15 protein-coding genes are annotated in these 18,646 nt (G+C 75.2%); 2 read left to right on the top strand and 13 right to left on the bottom strand.

Going from position 1 to position 18,646, the window contains the following annotated elements; all coding sequences use genetic code 11:
• Positions 1–26: 26 nt before the first annotated feature.
• From H1D33_RS06790 to H1D33_RS06765, 6 genes are all read right to left on the bottom strand, one after another.
• Positions 27–851, bottom strand: coding sequence for an ABC transporter permease (locus H1D33_RS06790; protein WP_181568885.1), 825 nt, complete (start codon positions 849–851; stop codon positions 27–29).
• The gene (locus H1D33_RS06785; RefSeq protein ID WP_181568886.1) at positions 848–1,768 is read right to left on the bottom strand and encodes an ABC transporter ATP-binding protein; all 921 of its coding nucleotides are present in this window, start codon (positions 1,766–1,768) and stop codon (positions 848–850) included. The genes H1D33_RS06790 and H1D33_RS06785 overlap by 4 nt, the downstream gene beginning before the upstream one ends.
• A gap of 91 nt (positions 1,769–1,859) precedes the next feature.
• Positions 1,860–2,537, bottom strand: coding sequence for a response regulator transcription factor (locus H1D33_RS06780; protein WP_181572857.1), 678 nt, complete (start codon positions 2,535–2,537; stop codon positions 1,860–1,862).
• A gap of 167 nt (positions 2,538–2,704) precedes the next feature.
• Positions 2,705–3,886, bottom strand: a complete 1,182-nt coding sequence (locus H1D33_RS06775; RefSeq protein WP_181568887.1) for a sensor histidine kinase — start codon at positions 3,884–3,886, stop codon at positions 2,705–2,707.
• 119 nt (positions 3,887–4,005) lie between these two features.
• On the bottom strand, positions 4,006–4,344 hold the full coding sequence (locus tag H1D33_RS06770; RefSeq protein ID WP_181568888.1) for a DUF190 domain-containing protein: 339 nt from the start codon (positions 4,342–4,344) through the stop codon (positions 4,006–4,008).
• The gene (locus H1D33_RS06765) at positions 4,341–8,564 is read right to left on the bottom strand and encodes a putative inorganic carbon transporter subunit DabA (RefSeq protein WP_307755364.1); all 4,224 of its coding nucleotides are present in this window, start codon (positions 8,562–8,564) and stop codon (positions 4,341–4,343) included. The genes H1D33_RS06770 and H1D33_RS06765 overlap by 4 nt, the downstream gene beginning before the upstream one ends.
• Positions 8,565–8,662: 98 nt before the next feature.
• Between H1D33_RS06765 and H1D33_RS06760 the strand changes: the two genes are divergently transcribed.
• Positions 8,663–9,205, top strand: coding sequence for a carbonic anhydrase (locus H1D33_RS06760; RefSeq protein ID WP_181568889.1), 543 nt, complete (start codon positions 8,663–8,665; stop codon positions 9,203–9,205).
• 46 nt (positions 9,206–9,251) lie between these two features.
• Here the strand turns inward: H1D33_RS06760 and H1D33_RS06755 are convergent, their stop codons facing one another.
• From H1D33_RS06755 to H1D33_RS06725, 7 genes are all read right to left on the bottom strand, one after another.
• Entirely contained in the window at positions 9,252–10,418 is a 1,167-nt protein-coding gene (locus H1D33_RS06755) for a M20/M25/M40 family metallo-hydrolase (RefSeq protein WP_181568890.1), read from the bottom strand.
• Positions 10,418–11,179: an amino acid ABC transporter ATP-binding protein gene (locus H1D33_RS06750; protein ID WP_281370381.1), complete on the bottom strand. Its 762-nt coding sequence runs from the start codon at positions 11,177–11,179 to the stop codon at positions 10,418–10,420. The genes H1D33_RS06755 and H1D33_RS06750 overlap by 1 nt, the downstream gene beginning before the upstream one ends.
• Complete coding sequence (locus H1D33_RS06745) at positions 11,176–12,033, bottom strand: amino acid ABC transporter permease (protein WP_181568891.1); 858 nt, start codon at positions 12,031–12,033, stop codon at positions 11,176–11,178. Before H1D33_RS06745 ends, H1D33_RS06750 begins: the two co-directional genes overlap by 4 nt.
• Before the next feature lie 112 nt (positions 12,034–12,145).
• Positions 12,146–13,087 (bottom strand): transporter substrate-binding domain-containing protein, encoded by a 942-nt coding sequence (locus H1D33_RS06740; RefSeq protein ID WP_181568892.1) that lies wholly within the window; start codon positions 13,085–13,087, stop codon positions 12,146–12,148.
• A 92-nt stretch (positions 13,088–13,179) separates the two neighbouring features.
• Positions 13,180–14,064: a MurR/RpiR family transcriptional regulator gene (locus H1D33_RS06735; RefSeq protein WP_220138683.1), complete on the bottom strand. Its 885-nt coding sequence runs from the start codon at positions 14,062–14,064 to the stop codon at positions 13,180–13,182.
• A gap of 71 nt (positions 14,065–14,135) precedes the next feature.
• Positions 14,136–15,563 carry a pre-peptidase C-terminal domain-containing protein gene (locus H1D33_RS06730; protein WP_181568893.1) on the bottom strand — a complete coding sequence of 476 codons (1,428 nt, stop codon included), beginning with the start codon at positions 15,561–15,563 and terminating at the stop codon, positions 14,136–14,138.
• Positions 15,564–15,696: 133 nt separating this feature from the next.
• Positions 15,697–16,959, bottom strand: coding sequence for a cyanophycinase (locus H1D33_RS06725; RefSeq protein ID WP_220138684.1), 1,263 nt, complete (start codon positions 16,957–16,959; stop codon positions 15,697–15,699).
• A 202-nt stretch (positions 16,960–17,161) separates the two neighbouring features.
• Here H1D33_RS06725 and H1D33_RS06720 point away from each other — a divergent pair, with 202 nt between their 5' ends.
• Entirely contained in the window at positions 17,162–18,640 is a 1,479-nt protein-coding gene (locus H1D33_RS06720) for an arabinofuranosidase catalytic domain-containing protein (RefSeq protein WP_181568894.1), read from the top strand.
• Positions 18,641–18,646: the final 6 nt, after the last annotated feature.

Genomic DNA, 18,646 nt, shown 5'->3' with positions numbered 1-18,646 from the left:
CACCCGGCGACCGGTCGGCGCGCCGGTCAGGCGTCCCGGCGGCGCAGCCGCAGCAGCGCCATGCCGAGCAGGGCGAGCGCCCAGGCCCCGAGGACGGCCGCGCCGGCGCCCGGGGAGAGCAGGTCGGGATTGTCGCCGATGCTCATTACGGCCTGACCGGCGTTCGACGGCAGGTACGGCGAGATCGGGTCCGACCAGCTCTCCGGCAGCAGCGACACCACCCCCGGCACGACCAGCAGCAGCGCGACCACGCTGGTCAGCGCGCCGGCGGTGGTGCGCAGCAGCGAGCCGAGCGCCGCGCCGAGCACGCCGACCGCCGCGAGGTAGGCGCCCGCGCCGAGCACCGCGCGCAGCACGCCGGGGTCACCGAGGGAGATGCCCTTCCCGCCCAGGATCGCCTGACCGCCGAGGAAGGTCAGCAGCGCGGTGGGCACCAGCACGGCCAGGGACACCCCGGCCAGCACGGTGACCTTCGCGGCGAGCACCGGCCAGCGGGTGGGCACGGCCGCCAGCGAGGTACGGATCATGCCGGTGGCGTACTCGCCGGCGGTGAGCAGCACGCCGAGCGTGCCGATGAGCAGTTGGGCGAGGTTGACGCCGCCCAGGCTGGCGCCGAGCGGGTCGAGCGACGAGGGCCCGCCGGGCGGCGCCGGGGTGCCCGGCTCGATCGTGGCGTCGGCCAGGAACGCCGAGAAGCCGAGCCCGAGGGCGGCGAACACCAGCACGGTGGCCGCCAGCATGATCGGCGACGAGCGCAGCGACCGGAACTTGATCCATTCGGCGCGGACCACCCGGGGGCCGGTGACCCGGGCGTCGGTGGGGATGGTGGCGGGTGGTGCCAAGGTGGTCATCGGATCGCTCCTTCGGTGGCGCCGGCGTACTCGACGGCGTCGCGGGTCAGGGTCATGAACGCCTCCTCGAGGGACGCCTCGGCGGCGGTCAGCTCGTGCAGGGTGAGGCCGGCGGCGGCGGCCCGGTCACCGATCGTCTCCGGGCGCAGCCCGACGACCTCCAGCACGCCCGCCTCGCCGCCGCTGATGGTCACGTCCGGCCCGGCCAGGAGGTCACGCAGCGCGGTGGCCTGCGGTGAGCGCACCCGTACCGTGTTCCGGGAGGCCCGGCGGGTGAACTCGGCGAGCGGCACGTCGGCGATCAACCGGCCCCGGCCGACCACGATCAGGTGCTCGGCGGTCTGCGCCATCTCGCTCATCAGGTGCGACGAGACGAAGACCGTCCGGCCCTCGGCGGCGAGGCCCTTGAGCAGGCCGCGGATCCACCGGATGCCGTCCGGGTCGAGGCCGTTGACCGGCTCGTCGAGCATCACCACCGCCGGGTCGCCGAGCAGCGCGGCGGCGATGCCCAGGCGCTGACCCATGCCGAGGGAGAACCCGCCGGCCCGGCGACCGGCCACCTCGCGCAGGCCGACCAGGTCGATCACCTCGTCGACGCGGCGGCGGCCGATGCCGTGGGTGGCGCCCACGGCGAGCAGGTGGTTGCGGGCCGACCGGCCGGTGTGCACGGCCTTGGCCTCCAGCAGCGCGCCGACCTGGCGCAGCGGGTCCCGGTGCGCGGCGTAGCGGCGGCCGTTGACCCGGACGCTGCCGGACGTCGGCGCGTCCAGGCCGAGGATCATCCGCATGGTGGTGGACTTGCCGGCGCCGTTGGGACCGAGGAAACCGGTCACCACGCCGGGCCGGACGGTGAAGGTCAGGGCGTCGACGGCGAGCTTGTCACCGTAGCGCTTGCTCAGGTCGTGGGCTTCGATCATGTGCTCAACCCTGGCCCGCGTACCCCGGCCGGCGCGTCGGCCGGGCGCGGACACCTGCGCATACCGCGAACGCGGTACGCCGGCGCTCCGGCTACCGCGGCGGCGGGTCGGCCCGGACCAGCCCGCTCTGGTAGGCGATCACCACCAGTTGCGCCCGGTCCCGGGCATCGAGCTTGGCCATCGCGCGGTTGACGTGGGTCTTGGCGGTCAGCGGGGACACCACCAGCCGCTGGGCGATCTGTTCGTTGCTCAGCCCGGCGGCGACCAGCGCGACCACCTCGCGTTCCCGCTCGGTGAGCACCCGCAGCCGTTCCGGGGTGGCCCCGGGCCGCGGCTCGGGCTGGGCCAGGAACCGGGTGATCAGCCCACGGGTGGCCTTCGGCGACAGCAGCGCCTCGCCGCCCGCGACAGTACGGATCGCGTCCAGCAGCTCCACCGGCTCCACGCCCTTGCCGAGGAAGCCGCTGGCTCCGGCGCGCAGCGCCTCGAAGACGTACTCGTCGACCTCGAACGTGGTCAGGATCAGCACCTTGACCCCGGCCAGGTCCTCGTCGGCGGTGATCTCCCGGGTCGCGGCCAGTCCGTCCAGGTCGGGCATCCGGATGTCCATCAGCACCACGTCGGCGCGGGTGGCGCGGGCCCGCTCGACCGCCTCCCGCCCGGTCGCGGCCTCCCCCACCACGAGCAGGTCCGGCGCCGAGTCGATCAGCGCGCGGAAGCCGGCCCGGATGAGGGTCTGGTCGTCGGCGAGCAGCACCCGGACGCTCATGCCGTGCCAGCCGGGCATGCCCTCACGGCCCTCGCTCCGCTCGGTGCGTTCGCTCATGCCGTGCCGACCGGGCACGCTCTCACGGCCCTCGCTCCGCTCGGTGCGTTCGCTCATGCCGTGCCGACCGGGCATGCCCTCACGGCCCTCGCTCCGCTCGGTGCGTTCGCTCATGCCGCCTCCTGCGGGATCGGGGCGGGCAGCTCCGCGCGGACCAGGAAGCCGCCCTCGGGCAGTCGGCCGGCGTGGAAGGCGCCGCCGACCGCCTCGGCGCGCTCGCGCATGCCGAGCAGGCCGAGGCCGGCGCCGGGCTCGCCGGGCCCGGTCGGGCCCGGGCCGGCGTCGCGGACCTCCACCACCACGCCGGTGGCGGAGTAGGTCACGCCCACCGTGACGGCCGCGCCGGGCGCGTGGCGGTGCGCGTTGGTCAGCGACTCCTGGATGATCCGGTACGCCGCCACGTCGACCGCGCTCGGCAGCGGCCGAGGTCGCCCGGTCAGGGTCCAGCGCACCGGCTGGCCGGTGGCGAAGCCGTCGACGAGGGCGTCGAGGCGGCCCAGGCCGGGCGCCGGCTCGGTCGGCGCGTCCGGCTCGCCGCGACGCAGCAGGCCGAGCAGCGTGGCCAGCTCGTCCAGCACGGTGCGGGCGGCGGACCGGACGTGCCCGAGGGCCTCCTCGGCCGCGTCCGGTCGCTCCCGCAGCAGGTGCCCGGCCACCCCGGCCTGCACGTTGATCAACGCGATGTGGTGGGCCACCACGTCGTGCAACTCCCGCGCGATCCGTAGGCGTTCCTCGGCGACCCGGCGGCGGGCCTCCTCCTCCCGGGTCCGTTCGGCCCGGCGCGCCCGCTCCTCCAGCACCGCCACGTAGGCCCGCCGACTGCGGACCGCGTCGCCGGCGGCCACCGCGACACCGAACCAGAGCAGCAGGACCACCACCGCCGGGTCCCACCAGCCCACCCCGAGCGCGGCGACCGCGCACCCGCCGAGCACCAGGCCGCTGGCCGTGCCGGCCGCCACCGCGGTACGCCGGTCGGTGCGGGCCGCCACGGTGTACGCGGCCAGCGCCACGGTCAGCACGAACGGCCCGCGCGCCTGCTGCACGAGCAGGGCGGTCGCCGCCGTGACGGTCACCACGGCGAGGACCGGCAGCGGGGACCGGCGCCGTAGCGCCAGCGCGGCGCAGCCGACCAACGCGAGCAGCACCGCGCCGGCGGTCAGCGGATCGCGGGGCGGACCGCCCGGCGGGTTCACCGGCAGCAGGCTGACCACGAAGAGCAGGGCGGCCAGCAGGGCGTCCACCCCGGTCGGGTGGTTCCGGGCCACCCGACGCCACCGCGCGAGGCGTCCCATGCGGTCACCGTACGGCACCGGTCGGGTGGTGGGGCCGACGGCGCACGACCCGGCGGCGGCCGGGCCCGGCGGGCCGCGACCGGGCCGGCGCACGGTCCCGACCACCCCCTCGTCGCCGCCTAGTCCGGGACGCGCGCGCCGAAGTAGTCCGGTCGGCTGACCCAGGCGTCGCTGACGAACATCACGCCCGGCCGCTGGGCGAGGATGTCGCGCAGGCCGGTGACGACCGGCTCGGCCCGGTCGTGCGGGAGCACGGCGATGACCATGACCAGTCCGGCCCGGTCGTTGAAGAGCAGCCGGCCCTCGTGGGTGCCGTGGTGGCCGAAACCGGAGACGCCGCTGAGGCTGGTCCAGCCGCTGACGCCGGAGGCGTGCAGCAGGGTGCGGACGGCGTCGGCGTCGTCGGCGCGGGTGACGACCTCCACCTTGACCATGCGGGTCAGTCCCAGGTCGTTCATGCGGTGTACTCCTTCTCCTCGGCGGGCGCCGGGCGGCGCGCGGGCAGCTCGGTGACGGTGACGACGTGCGGGGCGGGCAGGGGCCGCCAGAATCCGCCCGGCGCGGGCTCGGTCCACTCGCCGGTGCGGGGGTCGACCACGGTCAGCGACATCCAGCCGCCGTCAACGAGCTGGCGCAGGCCGGGGTTGCGGCCCAGCACGGCGTCGACGAGGTGGTGCGGGGCCTGGATCACCGCGAGCAGCCGCAGCGGGTCGTGCGCCGGGCGGGTGCCGTCTCCGACCGACTGGAGCGGCAGGCCGAGGCGCAGGTCGCCACCCGAGCCGGAGAGGACGCCGAGCGCGTCGCCGAGGACGGTGTGGACCGTCTTGGTGCCGGCGCCGAGCCGCTGGGGATCCACCGTGGAGAAATAGTATTGGAGGTTGATCCAGGCGGCCACGACCAGCGGGCCGGTCATGATGGTCTCCAACGCCGTGGCGTCCCGGTCACCGGTGTGGTCGTAGGAGTGCAGGAACGTCCGGCAGCCCAGGTCGACGCCTGCGGTCAGCTCGCGGGGCGCGGCGATGAACGCGGCGTTGCCGGCCAGCGCCCACTCCGGCCGCACCTGGGCCCAGTCGCCGGCCCGCCGGGGCAGGCGGTGCGGGCGGGGCCGGCCGGGCAGCCGTGCGGCCCGTTCCACCCGCAGCCGGGCGCCCGCCTCGGCGAGCCGGCCGGACAGTTCCCCGACCGCGGGTAGCAGCCTGGCGGGTACGGCGTCCAGGTCGAACAGGCGGACCTCGTCGGTGACGGTGTCGTGCTCGCCGGCCAGCACGTGCGTGCCGTCGGGGAGGTGGATGCCGCGCTCGGCGAGGGCGGCGCGCACCTCGGGCCGGTTGAGCACGGCGGCGGCGAGGCGGGCGCTCACCCCGCCCCGGTTACCGCCGCAGGCCCCGCAGTCGAGCGCGGCGGCGTACGGGTTGTTGGCGCTTGTCGCGCCGTGCCCGCAGAGCAGCACCAGGGGCGCGAAGCCGGCGGTGAGCCCGACCGTGCGCAGGGTCGCCTCGGCGTAGTAGACCTGCTCGTCGAGCGTCATGGCGGCGGCCAGGTCGGCGGCGGTCGGGGCGGTGTGGTCGGCGGCCGGGGCGAACCGGCCCGGTGCCACGGCGCGCAGGAGCAGGGCCGCGGTGGCGAGCACGCCGGCGACCTCGACGAAGGCGAACGCGCCGACCGGGTCGGCCTTGGCGGCGGCGTAGGCGCGCCGCCACGCCTGCCGCGACCGCCGGCGGGACACCTCGTGCGCGGCCCGTGTCTCCTCGACCGTGGCCACCGGTCGCATGAGGACCGGGCAGCGGTCGCGGCCCCGCCGGGCCCCGGCGGTCACGGTCCGCACCGGCAGGCCGAAGAAGCCGGCGAAGCCGTACGTGTCGACCGGTCCGGCCGCCTCCAGGTGGCGGCGCAGGCCCTCGCTGCGCACGTCGATGCAGAACACCGCCTGGGCGAGCGCCGGGGCCGGGGCGGACGGCCGGTCGACGTCCCGGTCCAGCCGGTGGCGCAGTCGACGCCGGTAGGCGTGCTCGGCGGCGGCGAGCCACACCTCGGACTGCCGTGAGGGCGTCAACCGCAGTGCGGCGTCCCGCAGCAGCGCCACGGTCTCGCCGGGCAGGCACGCCAGCGTGGCGACGTCGACGTCGAGCGCGCCGGCCAGCCGGGCGAGGACGTCCGGCGTGATCCCGGCGGCGCGGGGCAGGGTGGTGGGCGTCGCGGCGGCGATCGCGTCCAGCACCGGGGGCAGTTCCAGGTGACGCTGGGCGGCGGCGCCGGCCAGCGCGTACTCGTAGGTGAGGCGCACGGCGAGCAGGTCCAGCGGGCTCACCGCCGGCCCCGCCCCGGGGTGGGCCTGCGCCCAGCGGGCGTGCCCGGCCCATCCGGGCAGCCGGAGCAGCGACCGGGACAGGTAGGTGGACCAGGCCGCCGGTGGCACCCCGACCGCGCGCAGGAGCACCGCGACGGCCTGCTCGGGCGCCGGGGGCAGCGCGTCGACCAGGGCCGCGAGGCCGACGACGCCCCACCGGGCCGGGGCCGGGTCGGCGCCGGCCAGCCGCCGCCAGCGCGCCCAGCAGCCCTCGTCGGCCGGCCCGGGGACGGGCCAGCGCGCCGCCGGGCGTCCGAGGTGCGCGGCGCACCAGCCGGCCACCAGGTCGTCGACGTCCGCGACGATGCGGGTGCCCAGCGCCCGGTCCAACGTCTCGGCGAGGGTGAGCGGTCCGTCCGCGTCGGGGGTGCGGGGGCGGGGGCACGCGGGCAGGTCGGCGAGCCGGCGCCGGGCGACCGCGAGCAGGTCGGCGGGCGGGGGCGGCCCGTCGTGCACCGGATGCTCCAGCACGGCCAGGTGGAGCGCGGTGGCGTCGACCCGCCGGTGGCCCAGCGCGACCGGGCCGGGGACCGGCGGCGGGAGCACCGCGGTGAGGTCGGCCCGGCTGACCCGGCCGTCGCGTAGCCACCGCCGGTACTCGGCGGCCGGCAGGTGGGTCCGCGCGCCGGCGAGGTCCCGCAGCTCGGCGGTGGCCCGCGCGAACGGCACGCTCTCCCGGCCGGCGAGCGGGTTGACCGCGACGAACGCGTCCAGCGGCGCGACCGCGCCGACGTGGTCGGTGGCGGCGGTCGCCGCGGCGACGACGCGGGCCCCGTCGGAACGGTCGAGCAGGTCGGCACGCGGTGTGGTGAGCGCGGCGGGGGTCGTGCCGCCGGCCGGGGCCACCCGCCGGCGCGGGCGTACGCCGCCGTCGTGCCAGGCCCACCACCACAGCGCGGCGCTCCCCCGGTGGCGCAGGACCGCCCCGGCGACGGCCACCGCGACGAGCACGCCCGCCGCGACGCCGACGGCGAGCGGGCTCGTCCCGGTGGGCAGCGCCAGCCAGCCGGTGGCGACCCGCCCCGCGACGAGGTACGCGCTCGCCAGCGCCGCCACGGCGAGGGTGAGGGTGAGAGCGGCCCGGGTCGGCAGCGCGCGGTCGGCGAGCGCGGACCGGACGGCGGCGAGCGCGGCGGCGGCGGCGAGCACGGCGCCGAGGGCCCCGCTCGCCGTGGCGCCGAGCAGCAGCTCGGTGGCCAGCACGGCGGCGACCACCGCCGTCGCGGCCAGGGCGCGGGACCGGGCGGGCGGCGGGCCGACCGGCCGTGGCGCGGCGGCGTCGCGGGTCTGCGCCTGGAGCGAGCCGCCGGCGGAGAGGAACGCGTACGCCTTGTAGACGGCGTGCCCGACGAGGTGCACGGCGGCCAGCCCGAACGCGCCCAGCCCGCACTGGGCGAGCATGAACCCCATCTGCGCGATCGTGGACCGGGCGAGCGTGCCCTTGACGTCGGTGCGCACGGCGGCGAACAGCAGTCCCGAGACGGCGGCGACGAGGCCGACGAGCGCCATCGCCGGCATCATCGCGGGCGCGGCGGTCACCACCGGCGCCAGTGTGATCATGAGGAAGCCGGCCACGTTGACCATCCCGGCGTGCAGGAAGGCCGACACCGGGGTCGGCGCGTCCAGGGTGGACGGCAGCCAGCGGTGCGCCGGCACCTGCGCGGAGCGCACCCCGGCGGCCACCAGCAGCAGCGCGCCGGCGACGGCGAGCAGCCAGCCCGGCCGGTCGCCGACCGTGGCGCGGACCGCCGCCAGGTCGGCGTCGCCGGACGGCGTGACCAGCAGCGCGAGGCCGCCGACCAGGGCGACGTCGCCGACGAGGAACAGGCGCCGGGTGCGGCGCGCCGCGACGCGTACCCGGGGCTGGTCCCGGTAGTGGCCGATGAGGCCGACCAGCAGGTGTCCGGCCGCGATCCAGCCGACGGCCAGTTGGACGAGGCTGGGGGCGGTCGCCATCACCAGCGTCGCGACGGTGGCCGCGGCCACCCGCGCCTGGAGCGCGCGGGCGCCCGGCTCGCCGTCGAGGTAGCGGCGGGCGTAGCCGGCGACCACGGCGGCCAGCCCGCAGACGAGCAGCACGAACAGCGCGGTGAACCGGTCGACGCGGACGCCGACGGAGAACGCCGGCCCGATCGTGTCGACGCGGGCGAGCACGGCCGGCACGGCCGGACCGGTCGCCACCCGGACGAGCAGCGCGGCGGCCGCCACCGCGCCGAACCCGAGCAACGCGCTCGCCACCCGGGCGGCCCGGCGCGGGTCGGGCACGGTCAACGCGCCGAGCGCCGCCGAGGCGGGCCCGGCCAGGACCACGGAAACCAGTGCGACGTCCATCGCCACCCCCTTCAGACATGCGCACTCTATTACACGATTTCTAATTCGTGTATCGTGAGACGCACGACAGTGGCTCGTCACGAGGAGAAGTGAGGGACATGACCGGATCCCCGCCCCAGGAATGGCCCACCAGCCCGAGCTTCGCCCTCGCCCGGCTGCGCGCGGGCCACCACCGCTACCGGGTCGGCGCCGCGCCGGCGCCGTTCGCCTCGGCCGGGGCGCCGGTGGCCGCCGTGCTCTCCTGCGCCGATCCGCAGCCGGAGGCGACGATCGTGTTCGGCGGCGCCGACGTGTTCGCGGTCCGGGCGGCCGGGCTGAGCGCCGGGCCCGCGGTGCTGGGCAGCCTCGAGTACGCGGTCGGCCACCTCGGCGCACCCCTGGTGGTGGTGCTCGGCCACACCACCTGCTCGCTGCCACACGGCAGCGGGCACGAGCAGATCCGCGCCACCCTGGCCGCGCTGCGCCGCGACTCGCCCCTGCTCGATCAGGCGGCGCGGTCCGGCCGCTGCGGCCTGCACGGCATGCTCTGGCACGACGCCGACCGGACCCTCGGCGAGATCCGCCCCGTCGTCGCCGTGCCGGCGGTGCGGCGCACCGGTCGACGGCGACCGCCGAACCGGGCGGAGGTCCGGACGACCTGACCAGCGACGTCAGAGGTTGCACCGCGGGCACGAGCCGGCAGCCGCGCTACGGCTCCCGCCGGCCGACCGCGTCGATCAGGCCGGCCAGCAGCGCCACCCGGGGGACCACCGAGTCGAGGTCGAGCCACTCCCCCGGGCTGTGGTCCGCGCCGCCGATCGGCCCGAGCCCGTCGAGCACGGTCGCGCCGGCCTCGGCCAGCAGGTTGGCGTCGGCGCAGCCGCCGGTCGCGGTGTGCGACACCGGCACGCCGAGCCCGGCGCCCACCTTCGCGGCCAGCTCGGCCAGCCGGCGGCCGGCCGGGTCCGGCTCCCAGGGCGGGGTGGGCGCCTGCACGGTCAGCTCGGCGTGCACCCCGGACACGGTCGGCGCGGCGACCAGCCGGCGGATCTCGGCGAGCGCGGCCTCGTACTCGCCGGTGCGCCAGGCGCGCAGGTCGACGAGCATCCGCGCCCGGTCGGCGACCACGTTGGGCCGGCCGCCCGCCTGCAGCGCGCCGACGTTCACCGTCACCCCGGGCCAACGGCCGTTGAGCTGGTCGAGGGCCACGGTCAGCCGGGCGGCGGCGAGCAGCGCGTTGGCGCCGCGTTCCGGCTCGATGCCGGCGTGCGCGGCCCGGCCGCGCAGCGTCACCGCGAGGTCCGCCACGCCCTTGCGGGCGGAGACCAGGTCACCGTTGTCGCGGGCGCACTCCAGGCAGAGCGCCACGTCGGCCTCGGTCCCGAGGGTACGCAGCAGCGCCCGGCTGCCCACCGAGCCGATCTCCTCGTCCGGCGTGCAGACCAGCACCAGTTCGCCGTACCCGTGCCGGTCGGTGGCGGTGAGCACCTCGACGGCGGCCAGCCCGGCCAGCACACCGCCCTTGTCGTCGCTGACCCCCGGCCCGTACGCGCGGCCGTCGTGCACCCGGAACGGGCGGGCGGCGGCGGTGCCGGCGGGGAACACGGTGTCCAGGTGACCGGCGAGCAGGACCCGGCGGGTGCCGGCGCCCCGGCGGCGGGCGATCAGCACGTCGCCGAGCGGCCGGCCGGCCGGGTCGGCGACCGGCGCCCGCTCGACGGCCAGCCCGGCGCCGAGGCACCAGCCCTGCACCAGGTCGGCGACCTCGCACAGCCCGTCGACGTGGCCGGAGCCGGAGTCGACGGCGACCAGCCGGGCGAGCCGGTCGTGGTAGGTGGCGAGCCGGTCGCCGGCGGCGGTGAGCAGCGGATCCATCAGAGCACCTTGTCGAGGAAGGCGCGGGTGCGCTCGTGGCGGGGCCGGCCGAGCACCTCGTCGGGCGGGCCGGCCTCGACCACCACCCCGTCGTCGAGGAACGCGACCTGGTCGGCGACCTCGCGGGCGAAGCCCATCTCGTGGGTCACCACCACCATGGTCATGCCGTCGGCGGCGAGGCCCTTCATCACGTCCAGCACCTCGCCGACGAGTTCCGGGTCGAGCGCGGAGGTGGGCTCGTCGAAGAGCATCAGCTTCGGTCGCATGGCGAGCGCCCGGGCGATGGCGACGCGCTGCTGCTGCCCGCCGGAGAGCTGGCTGGGGTAGTTGTGCGCGCGCTCGGCCAGCCCGACCCGGTCGAGCAGCCGCAGCGCCTCCTCGCGGGCCCGGTCGCGCGGGGTGCGCAGCACCCGCACCGGCGCCTCGGTCACGTTGCCGAGCGCGGTGAGGTGCGGGAAGAGGTTGAAGCGCTGGAAGACCATGCCGATGTCGCGGCGGCGCACGGCCACCTCGCGGGCCTTCAGCTCGTGGAGCCGGTCGCCCTGGCGGCGGTAGCCGACCAGTTCGCCGTCGACCGAGAGCTGTCCGCCGTCGATGCGCTCCAGGTGGTTGACGCAGCGCAGGAACGTGGACTTGCCGGAGCCGGAGGGGCCGAGCAGGCAGGCCACCTCGCCGGCGGCCACGGTCAGGTCGATGCCCTTGAGCACCTCGACGGAGCCGAACCGCTTGGTGACCTTCTCGGCGTGGACCATCGCCGTCATCGCACGCCTCCCCGGGCGAAGCCGCGGCCGAACCGGCGCTCCACCAGCCACTGGCCGGCGGAGAGGAGGCTGACCAGGGCGAGGTACCAGATCGCCGCCACCAGCAGCAGCGGGATCACCTTGTAGTTGTTCTGGTAGACGCTCTGCACGGCGGTCATCAGGTCCCGGCCGGCGATGATGGACACCAGCGCGGTGGACTTGAGCATGGTGATGGTCTCGTTGCCCATCGGCGGGATGATCACGCGCATGGCCTGGGGCAGCACCACCCGGCGCAGGGTGAGCGTGGGGCCCATGCCGAGCGCGGCGGCGGCCTCGGTCTGTCCCTGGTCGACGGCGAGGATGCCGCCGCGGATCACCTCGGCGGCGTACGCCATCTCGTTGAGCGAGAGCGCGAGCACGGCGGCGACCGTGCCGGTGACCACCACGCTGGTGGGCCGGTCGAACAGGACGGTGCCGGTGAACGGCACGCTGAGCGTGATCCGGGGGAAGAGCGCGCCGAGGAACCCGAAGAAGATGATCTGCACCAGCAGCGGGGTGCCGCGGAAGACCCAGATGAACGTCCAGGAGACGCCGCGCAGCACCGGGTTGTCGGAGAGTCGCAGCACGGCGAGCAGGATGCCGCCGGCGGTGCCGAGCACCATGGCGAGCAGGGTGAGCCAGAGCGTGGTGACCACGCCGTCGAGCACGTAGTCCTGGAACAGGTAGTGGGCGACGGTGCCGGGTTCGAGGTTGGGGCTGCTCAGCAGCGCCCGCAGGAACAGCGCGGCCAGCCCGGCCACGACCAGCGCGGTCAGCCAGCGGCCGTAGTGGCGGACGGGGACGACCCGTACCGCCGGGGGTTCGGTGGTGGTCATCGTGGGGGTGCCTCCGGCAGGGGTTCGGCGGTCGCCGGGCGCCTCCGGGCCCGCCCTCACGGAGTCGGAGGGCGCCCGGCGACCGCGGATCGGGGGGCGGTGGTCCGCCGGGTCAGTCGATGGCCTGGTCGATGGTGGCCTTCTCGACCGCGATCGGGGTCTGCTTCCAGCGGGTGAGGATCTTGCCGTAGGTGCCGTCGTCGATCAGCGACTGCACGGCCGCCCGGTACGCCTCGGCGAGTTCCTTGTCGGCCTTGAGGAACCCGAAGCCGTTCGGGCTGGCCAGCCAGCCGTTGGGCGAGGACGGGTCGTCGACCAGCTCGGCCTTGCCGGCGAGCGAGCCGGCGGTGTCCACCAGGTTGACCCGGGTGGCGGCGACGACCTGCACGTTGCCGGCGATCAGCGCCTGCACCGCCTGCGGGTTCTCCGGGTACTCCTTGACCTCCAGCGGCCGGCCGGCGCAGCTCTCCTTGGCGTACGTGGCGAGGTTCTTCGCCTGGTTGCTGGCCTTCTGCACGGCGACGGTGCGGCCGCAGAGGTCGGCGACGGTCTTCACGCCGAGCGGGTTGCCGGCGGCGACCAGGAACCCGGTGCCGGAGGCGGAGTAGTCGACGAACGTGGCGACCTGCTGGCGTTCCTTCTTGTCGGTGATGCCGCCGGCGATGGCGTCGTACTTGGCGGCCTGGAGGCCGGGCACGAGGCCGTCGAACGGCTGCTGGGTGAAGGTGGCCCTGAGGCCGAGGCGGGCCGAGGCGGCCTGGAACAGGTCGTGGTCGAGGCCGACGAACGCATCCGTGCGGCCCTCCACCTTGAAGTCGATGAACGGCTGGTAGGGGGCGTTGGTGGCGACCGTGACGGCGCCACGGCCGCGCACGTCGGACGGGACCTTGCCGGCGAGCGTCTTATCGGTGTCGACCGCGCCGACGCCGTCGATGGTGACCGAGACGGGCTTGACCTCGTCGGTGGAGCCACCGGCCGAGGAGGCGCCGCAGGCGGCGGTGGCGGCGAGCAGGGCCGTGGTCGCGCCGACCAGGGCGAGGGAACGGATGCGCATGGGGAGTCCTTCCGGGGGCCGGAACAGCCAGCCCCCGGACTGTAACTCACGTTACGATCTCGGTGGGGTTACAGTTTTTTGTAACGGACGTTTCAGCGCCCGCCGAACGCCTGCTGCGCCCCCTCCATCGCCTTGAGCCGGGCGCCGGCCACCGGGCCGAGCCGGTCCATCAACGCAGTGACCAGCGTTTCCACCAGCGCGAGGGTGGGCACGAAGCTGTCGTACGGCGACGGTGAGTCGACCCGGGCGGGCAGCACCACCTCGGCCAGGCCGGCCACCGGCGACAGCCACCGGTCGGTGAACAGCACCACCCGGGCGCCCCGGGCGGTGACCTGCCGGGCCAGCTCCAGGGTCGGCTCCTCGTAGCGGCGGAAGTCGAAGAGCACCACCAGGTCGCGCCGGCCGACGTCGACGAGCATGTCGGCGCGCTCCACCGGGCCGGCGGGCAGCAGCCGGCTGTTGCCGCGCACCTGCATCAGGTGCAGGACCAGATAATTCGCGAACAACGCGGAGAACCGGCCACCGCCCGCGGTGACCCGGAGCTGCTGGTCGGCGAGGAGGCGCACGGCCGCGTCCAGCTCACCCTGCGGCAGGTCGGCGAGCGTGCCGGCCACCGCGTCCGGCAGCGCCGCCGCGGCCCGGGGCAGCGCGCCCTCCGGCGGCGTCCCACCCCGCTCGCTCGCCCGGTAGGCGGTCAGCGGCGAGGTCTCCCGCTCGGCCAGCTCGTCGCGCAGCGCCCGCTGGAACTCCGGGTAGCCGCCGAAGCCGAGCCGGGACAGCAGGCGCAGCACCGTCGGCGCGCTCACCTCGGCCCGCTCGGCCAACGCGGCCACCGTGCCCAGGCCGGCGGAGGGGTAGGAGGCGAGCAGGGTGCGGGCGACCCGGCGCTCGGCCGGGCTGCACTCGCCGAGCCGCCGGCGGATCAGCGCGGCCACCCCCACCGCGTGCGGTTCGTCGACAGCATCGGAGTTCGACACGAGCCGAGCGTAGCGGCCCGCCGGTCCGCGGGCGGAGCCTCACCGGCCCGCCCACGGACCCCCGTCGCGGGTCAGGACCTCGCGACCGTGCAGGCGTAGTCGGCGGTCCCGGAGCCGGCGTACGCCTCCAGGTCGAGGTGGTACGTAGCGGTGCCGGACGCGGTACGGGTCAGGGTGAGCGACTCGTCCGTCCCGGCGCCGTCGTTCACCGAGCGGGTCAGCGTGCTTCCGCTCGCGCTGAGCAGGTAGAGGTCCGCGTCGTACGCCGACGGGATCGCGCAGTTCACGGTGAGCGTCTGCCCGGCGGCGAGCGCGAGCGAGAAGTAGTCGCGGTCGGTGGTGCTCTTCATGTCCCCGGTGACGGTGGCCGGGTAGCTCAGCCCGGCGATGTCGTTGGCGGCCGTGCGGGAGTCGTTCGGTTCCACCTCGGCGTAGGACGATCCCCCCGACGGCGGCGGGGTGGACGAGCAGTCGGTCACCGGGGTGCCGTCGTAGAGGCTGCCGTCCGGCACCCCGGCGCGCACGCTGCGCAGGTAGTAGCCGCAGGTCGGCCGGTTGGCGAAGTCGTAGCTCTGGCCGTTGGCCAGCTTCCAGATCTTGACGTTCAGGTAGGTCAGCGGCTGCCCGGACGTGGCGACCTCCGGCTGGTGGTCGCCGAGCACGACGTAGGCGCTCGGGCCGCTGAGCGTGGCCCGGCCGGCGCGGTCGATGAACAGCGAGGCGCCCTCCTCGACCCCGACGCCCCACGCCTTGCCGCCGGTGACCAGCCCGTCCTTGACCGCCCGGGCGACGAACGCGATGGTCCGGCCCATCCGGTCGCGGGTGACGAAGTGCGAGTCGTTGACGGTGTTGGCGTAGTTCGGCCAGCGGAACATGCCGGTGGTGAACGTCAACGACCTGTCGTACGGGTTGGCCAGCGCGCCCGCCGAGGTGGCGCTCGCGGTGCAGGCGTCGTAGACCACGTCGCTGTTGACGTGGTGCCCGGCGCTGCCGCCGCCGACCCCGCCGCCCTTGGCCACCACCGACTCGACCGACGCCTCCAGCGCGGTGCCCTTCCAGGCCACGTAGCGGCACTGGTCGCCACCGGCGAAGTAGACGAACTCGGCGTTGCGGATGTCCGTGTTGACCTGGCTGTTGTTGCCGTCGGCGGTGGCGGTGAGGGTGAGCGTGGTGCACGAGTTGACGCCGGTCAGGCCGGTGATCACGTCGCACTCCGGGGTGCCGGAGCCGGAGCCGGCGACCACCACCACGTCGATCGCGCCGGTGCCGCCGCGGATCGTGTCGATCGCCCTGGTCATGGTGGCGGTGACGATGCCGCCGGATCCGTTCATCGTCCAGGCCGGGCCGGACCAGCTCGCCCGGGTGGCGTCGGTGGCGCTGCCCTGGCGTACCCGGGTGACCTGGGCGTGTGCGGCGGGAACGCCGAGCGGGGCGACGGTGAGCAGCGCGGCGGCGGCCGCCGTCACGGCGAGTCGGCGGGAGTGGCGGGATGGGGACATGGGCACCTCCGAGGGGCCACGAAGCGATGAAACAGAAGTTACATCCATTAAGTTCACTGCTCAATACGTAACTTCTGTTACATGCTCGTGACGACGGCGCCGGACCGGGCGGGTCCGACGCCGCCGCACCACGTCAGGCCGGCCGGACGCCGACCACCACGTCGGTGAACGTGGTCGCCGACGCGCCCCGGAAGGCGCTGAACCCGGCACCCCGGCTCAGGCGGGCCGCCCACCGCGGGTCCTTCTCGTACGACGTCCCGCCGACCGCCACGCAGCCGGTGCGGGCGGCCAGCCCGGTCTCCACCAGGCCGACCATGGCGTAGTCGTAGAAGACGTCCTCGGACGGCGTCGCCGTGCACGGCCCCGCCTCCGGTCGCACGCGCGGCTTGCCGGCGGCCGGGACGACGGTCCACCGTGGCGCGAGGTACGCGTCACCGGCGGTCAGCCGGCTCCACCGCACGCCCTCGATCGCCCACACCCCACCGTGGTCGGTCACCCGGGCCCGGCGCAGGTCGAGCACGCTCACCCCGCGCTGCCCGAGCACCCGCAGCGACGGGTTGCGCCCGCCGACACCGGTGACCTCCAGTGCCGTGTTCTCGTCCAGGCCGAACACCCGGGCATGCCGGGTGTCCGAGGCGAGCCGGATCGACCGCGCCTCGCGCCCCCGCCGGGAGAAGTGGGTGTCCACCAGCCCGGCGGTGAAGAACCCGAAGCCGCCGCGCGGCAGGTAGCCGAGCACGTCCGGGTCCTCGAAGTAGCCCGGCTTCGCGCCGTCACGCAGACCCGGCTCGGTGGACCCACCGGTGATCATGTCGCGACCGGCCATGATCTGCGCACCCGCGCTGGTGCCGGCGACCACCGCGCCGCCACGCAGCTTGCGCCGGATCGCGGCGAGGGCCGCGCTGTCGCGCTGCGCCGCGCCCCGGGTCATCGTGGTGACGTAGCGGTACTGGTCGCCGCCGCCGAGGAAGAACCCGGTCATCGACTCGATCTGCCGGACCACCGCCGGATCGTCGGCCGCGCCCGGGTGGTCCAGGTCGATCGGGATCCACCGCGCGTCGGCCACCCGGTGGGACCGGAACAGGTCGGCGTAGTAGTCGCCGTTGCAGACGCTGTTGTTGCAGTCCGGGGTGCCGGCGTCGGGATCCTCGGCCGGCACCGGGGCGCCGGCGGTCAGGATGCCGATCCGGGCCCGGCCGGGCCCGCCGGCGAGCCGGACGATGTCGTCGTAGATCTCCCGGTTGTCGTCGGCCAGCGCGCCGCCGACCAGCACCAGGCTGCCGCCGGGACGATGGTGGGACGCGGTGGCCGCGGCCGGGACGGCGGCGACCGGAACGCTGAGCGCGACCGCCGCACAGGCGCCGACCCCGAGGGTCAGCAGGCGGTTCAGGGGCATGGTTGCTCCTCACAAGACCGTGAGGGCGGGCCGCAAGCCAGAGCGTACGGCACCGCTGCCCGGGCGACAAGCTTGAGAGCGCTAACATCGTCGTTCGCAAATCTTGCGCCCTCGTGAAGCGTTGACAGCCGCCTATGTAAACGCCACGCTAAGACCGATTGTTAGCGTTAACTAGTTCGTCATCTCCGCTGGAGGAGGATCGATGGACCCCACCACCGCCCGTCGCCGCCTGGCGACCGCGCTCGTACCCCTGGCCCTGCTGGTCGCCGCCACCGCGGCGGTGGTCGGCTCCGCCGCGCCCCCGGCGCGGGCCGCCGGCACCGGCCCGTGCGACATCTACGCCGCCGGTGGCACGCCCTGCGTGGCCGCGCACAGCACCACCCGCGCGCTCTACGGCGCCTACGCCGGCCCGCTCTACCAGGTGCGGCGCGCCTCCGACAACGCCACCCGCGACGTCGCCCCGCTCGCCGCCGGCGACGTCGCCAACGCCGCCACCCAGGACGCGTTCTGCGCCGGCACGAGCTGCCTGATCAGCGTCATCTACGACCAGTCCGGCCGCGGCAACCACCTGACCCAGGCGCCGCCCGGCGGGTTCTCCGGCCCGGCCGCCGGCGGCTACGACAATCTCGCCGACGCCACGCTCGCCCCGGTCACCCTCGGCGGCCGCAAGGCGTACGGGGTGTTCGTGGCCCCCGGCACCGGCTACCGCAACAACACCACCAACGGCATCGCCAAGGGCGACCAGCCCGAGGGCATGTACGCCATCTTCGACGGCACCCACTACAACGGCGGCTGCTGCTTCGACTACGGCAACGCGGAGACCAACAGCCGCGACAACGGCAACGGCACCATGGAGGCCATCTACTTCGGCAACATCAAGGTCTGGGGGTACGGCACCGGCAACGGCCCCTGGATCATGGCCGACCTGGAGAACGGCCTCTTCTCCGGCGTCAACCCCGGCTACAACGCCAACGACCCGTCGATCAGCCACCGCTTCCTCACCGCGATCGTCAAGGGCGAACCGAACCACTGGGCGATTCGCGGCGGCAACGCCCAGTCCGGCGGGCTCTCCACGTTCTACGACGGCAAACGACCCAACGCCTCCGGCTACAACCCGATGAAGAAGGAGGGCGCGATCATCCTCGGCATCGGCGGCGACAACAGCCACGGCTCCGCCGGCACCTTCTACGAAGGCGTGATGACCTCCGGCTACCCCACCAACGCCACCGAGGACGCCGTCCAGGCCAACATCACCGCCGCCGGGTACGCGGCGAGCACCGGCGGCGGGGGCCAGAGCGTCGAGATCGTCGGCGGCCAGTCCGGGCGCTGCGTCGACGTGCCGAACGGCGCCACCACCAACGGCACCCAGACGCAGCTCTGGGACTGCTGGGGCGGGACCATGCAGCGCTGGACCCGCACCGCGGCCCGGCAGCTCCAGGTGTACGGCACCAAGTGCCTGGACGCCAACGGCCAGGGCACCACCAACGGCACCGCCGTGATCATCTGGGACTGCAACGGCCAGACCAACCAGCAGTGGAACGTCAACGCCAACGGCACCATCACCGGCCAGCAGTCCGGCCTCTGCCTGGACGCCAACGCCGCCGGCACCGCCAACGGCACCAAGCTCATCCTCTGGGCCTGCAACGGCGGCGCCAACCAGCAGTGGAGCCTGCGCAACTGACCGTAC

Source organism: Micromonospora ferruginea, from assembly GCF_013694245.2.
GTDB lineage: Bacteria > Actinomycetota > Actinomycetes > Mycobacteriales > Micromonosporaceae > Micromonospora > Micromonospora robiginosa.
Note: the sequence above shows the minus strand (reverse complement) of the source record. Positions and strands in the feature narration are given on the sequence as shown.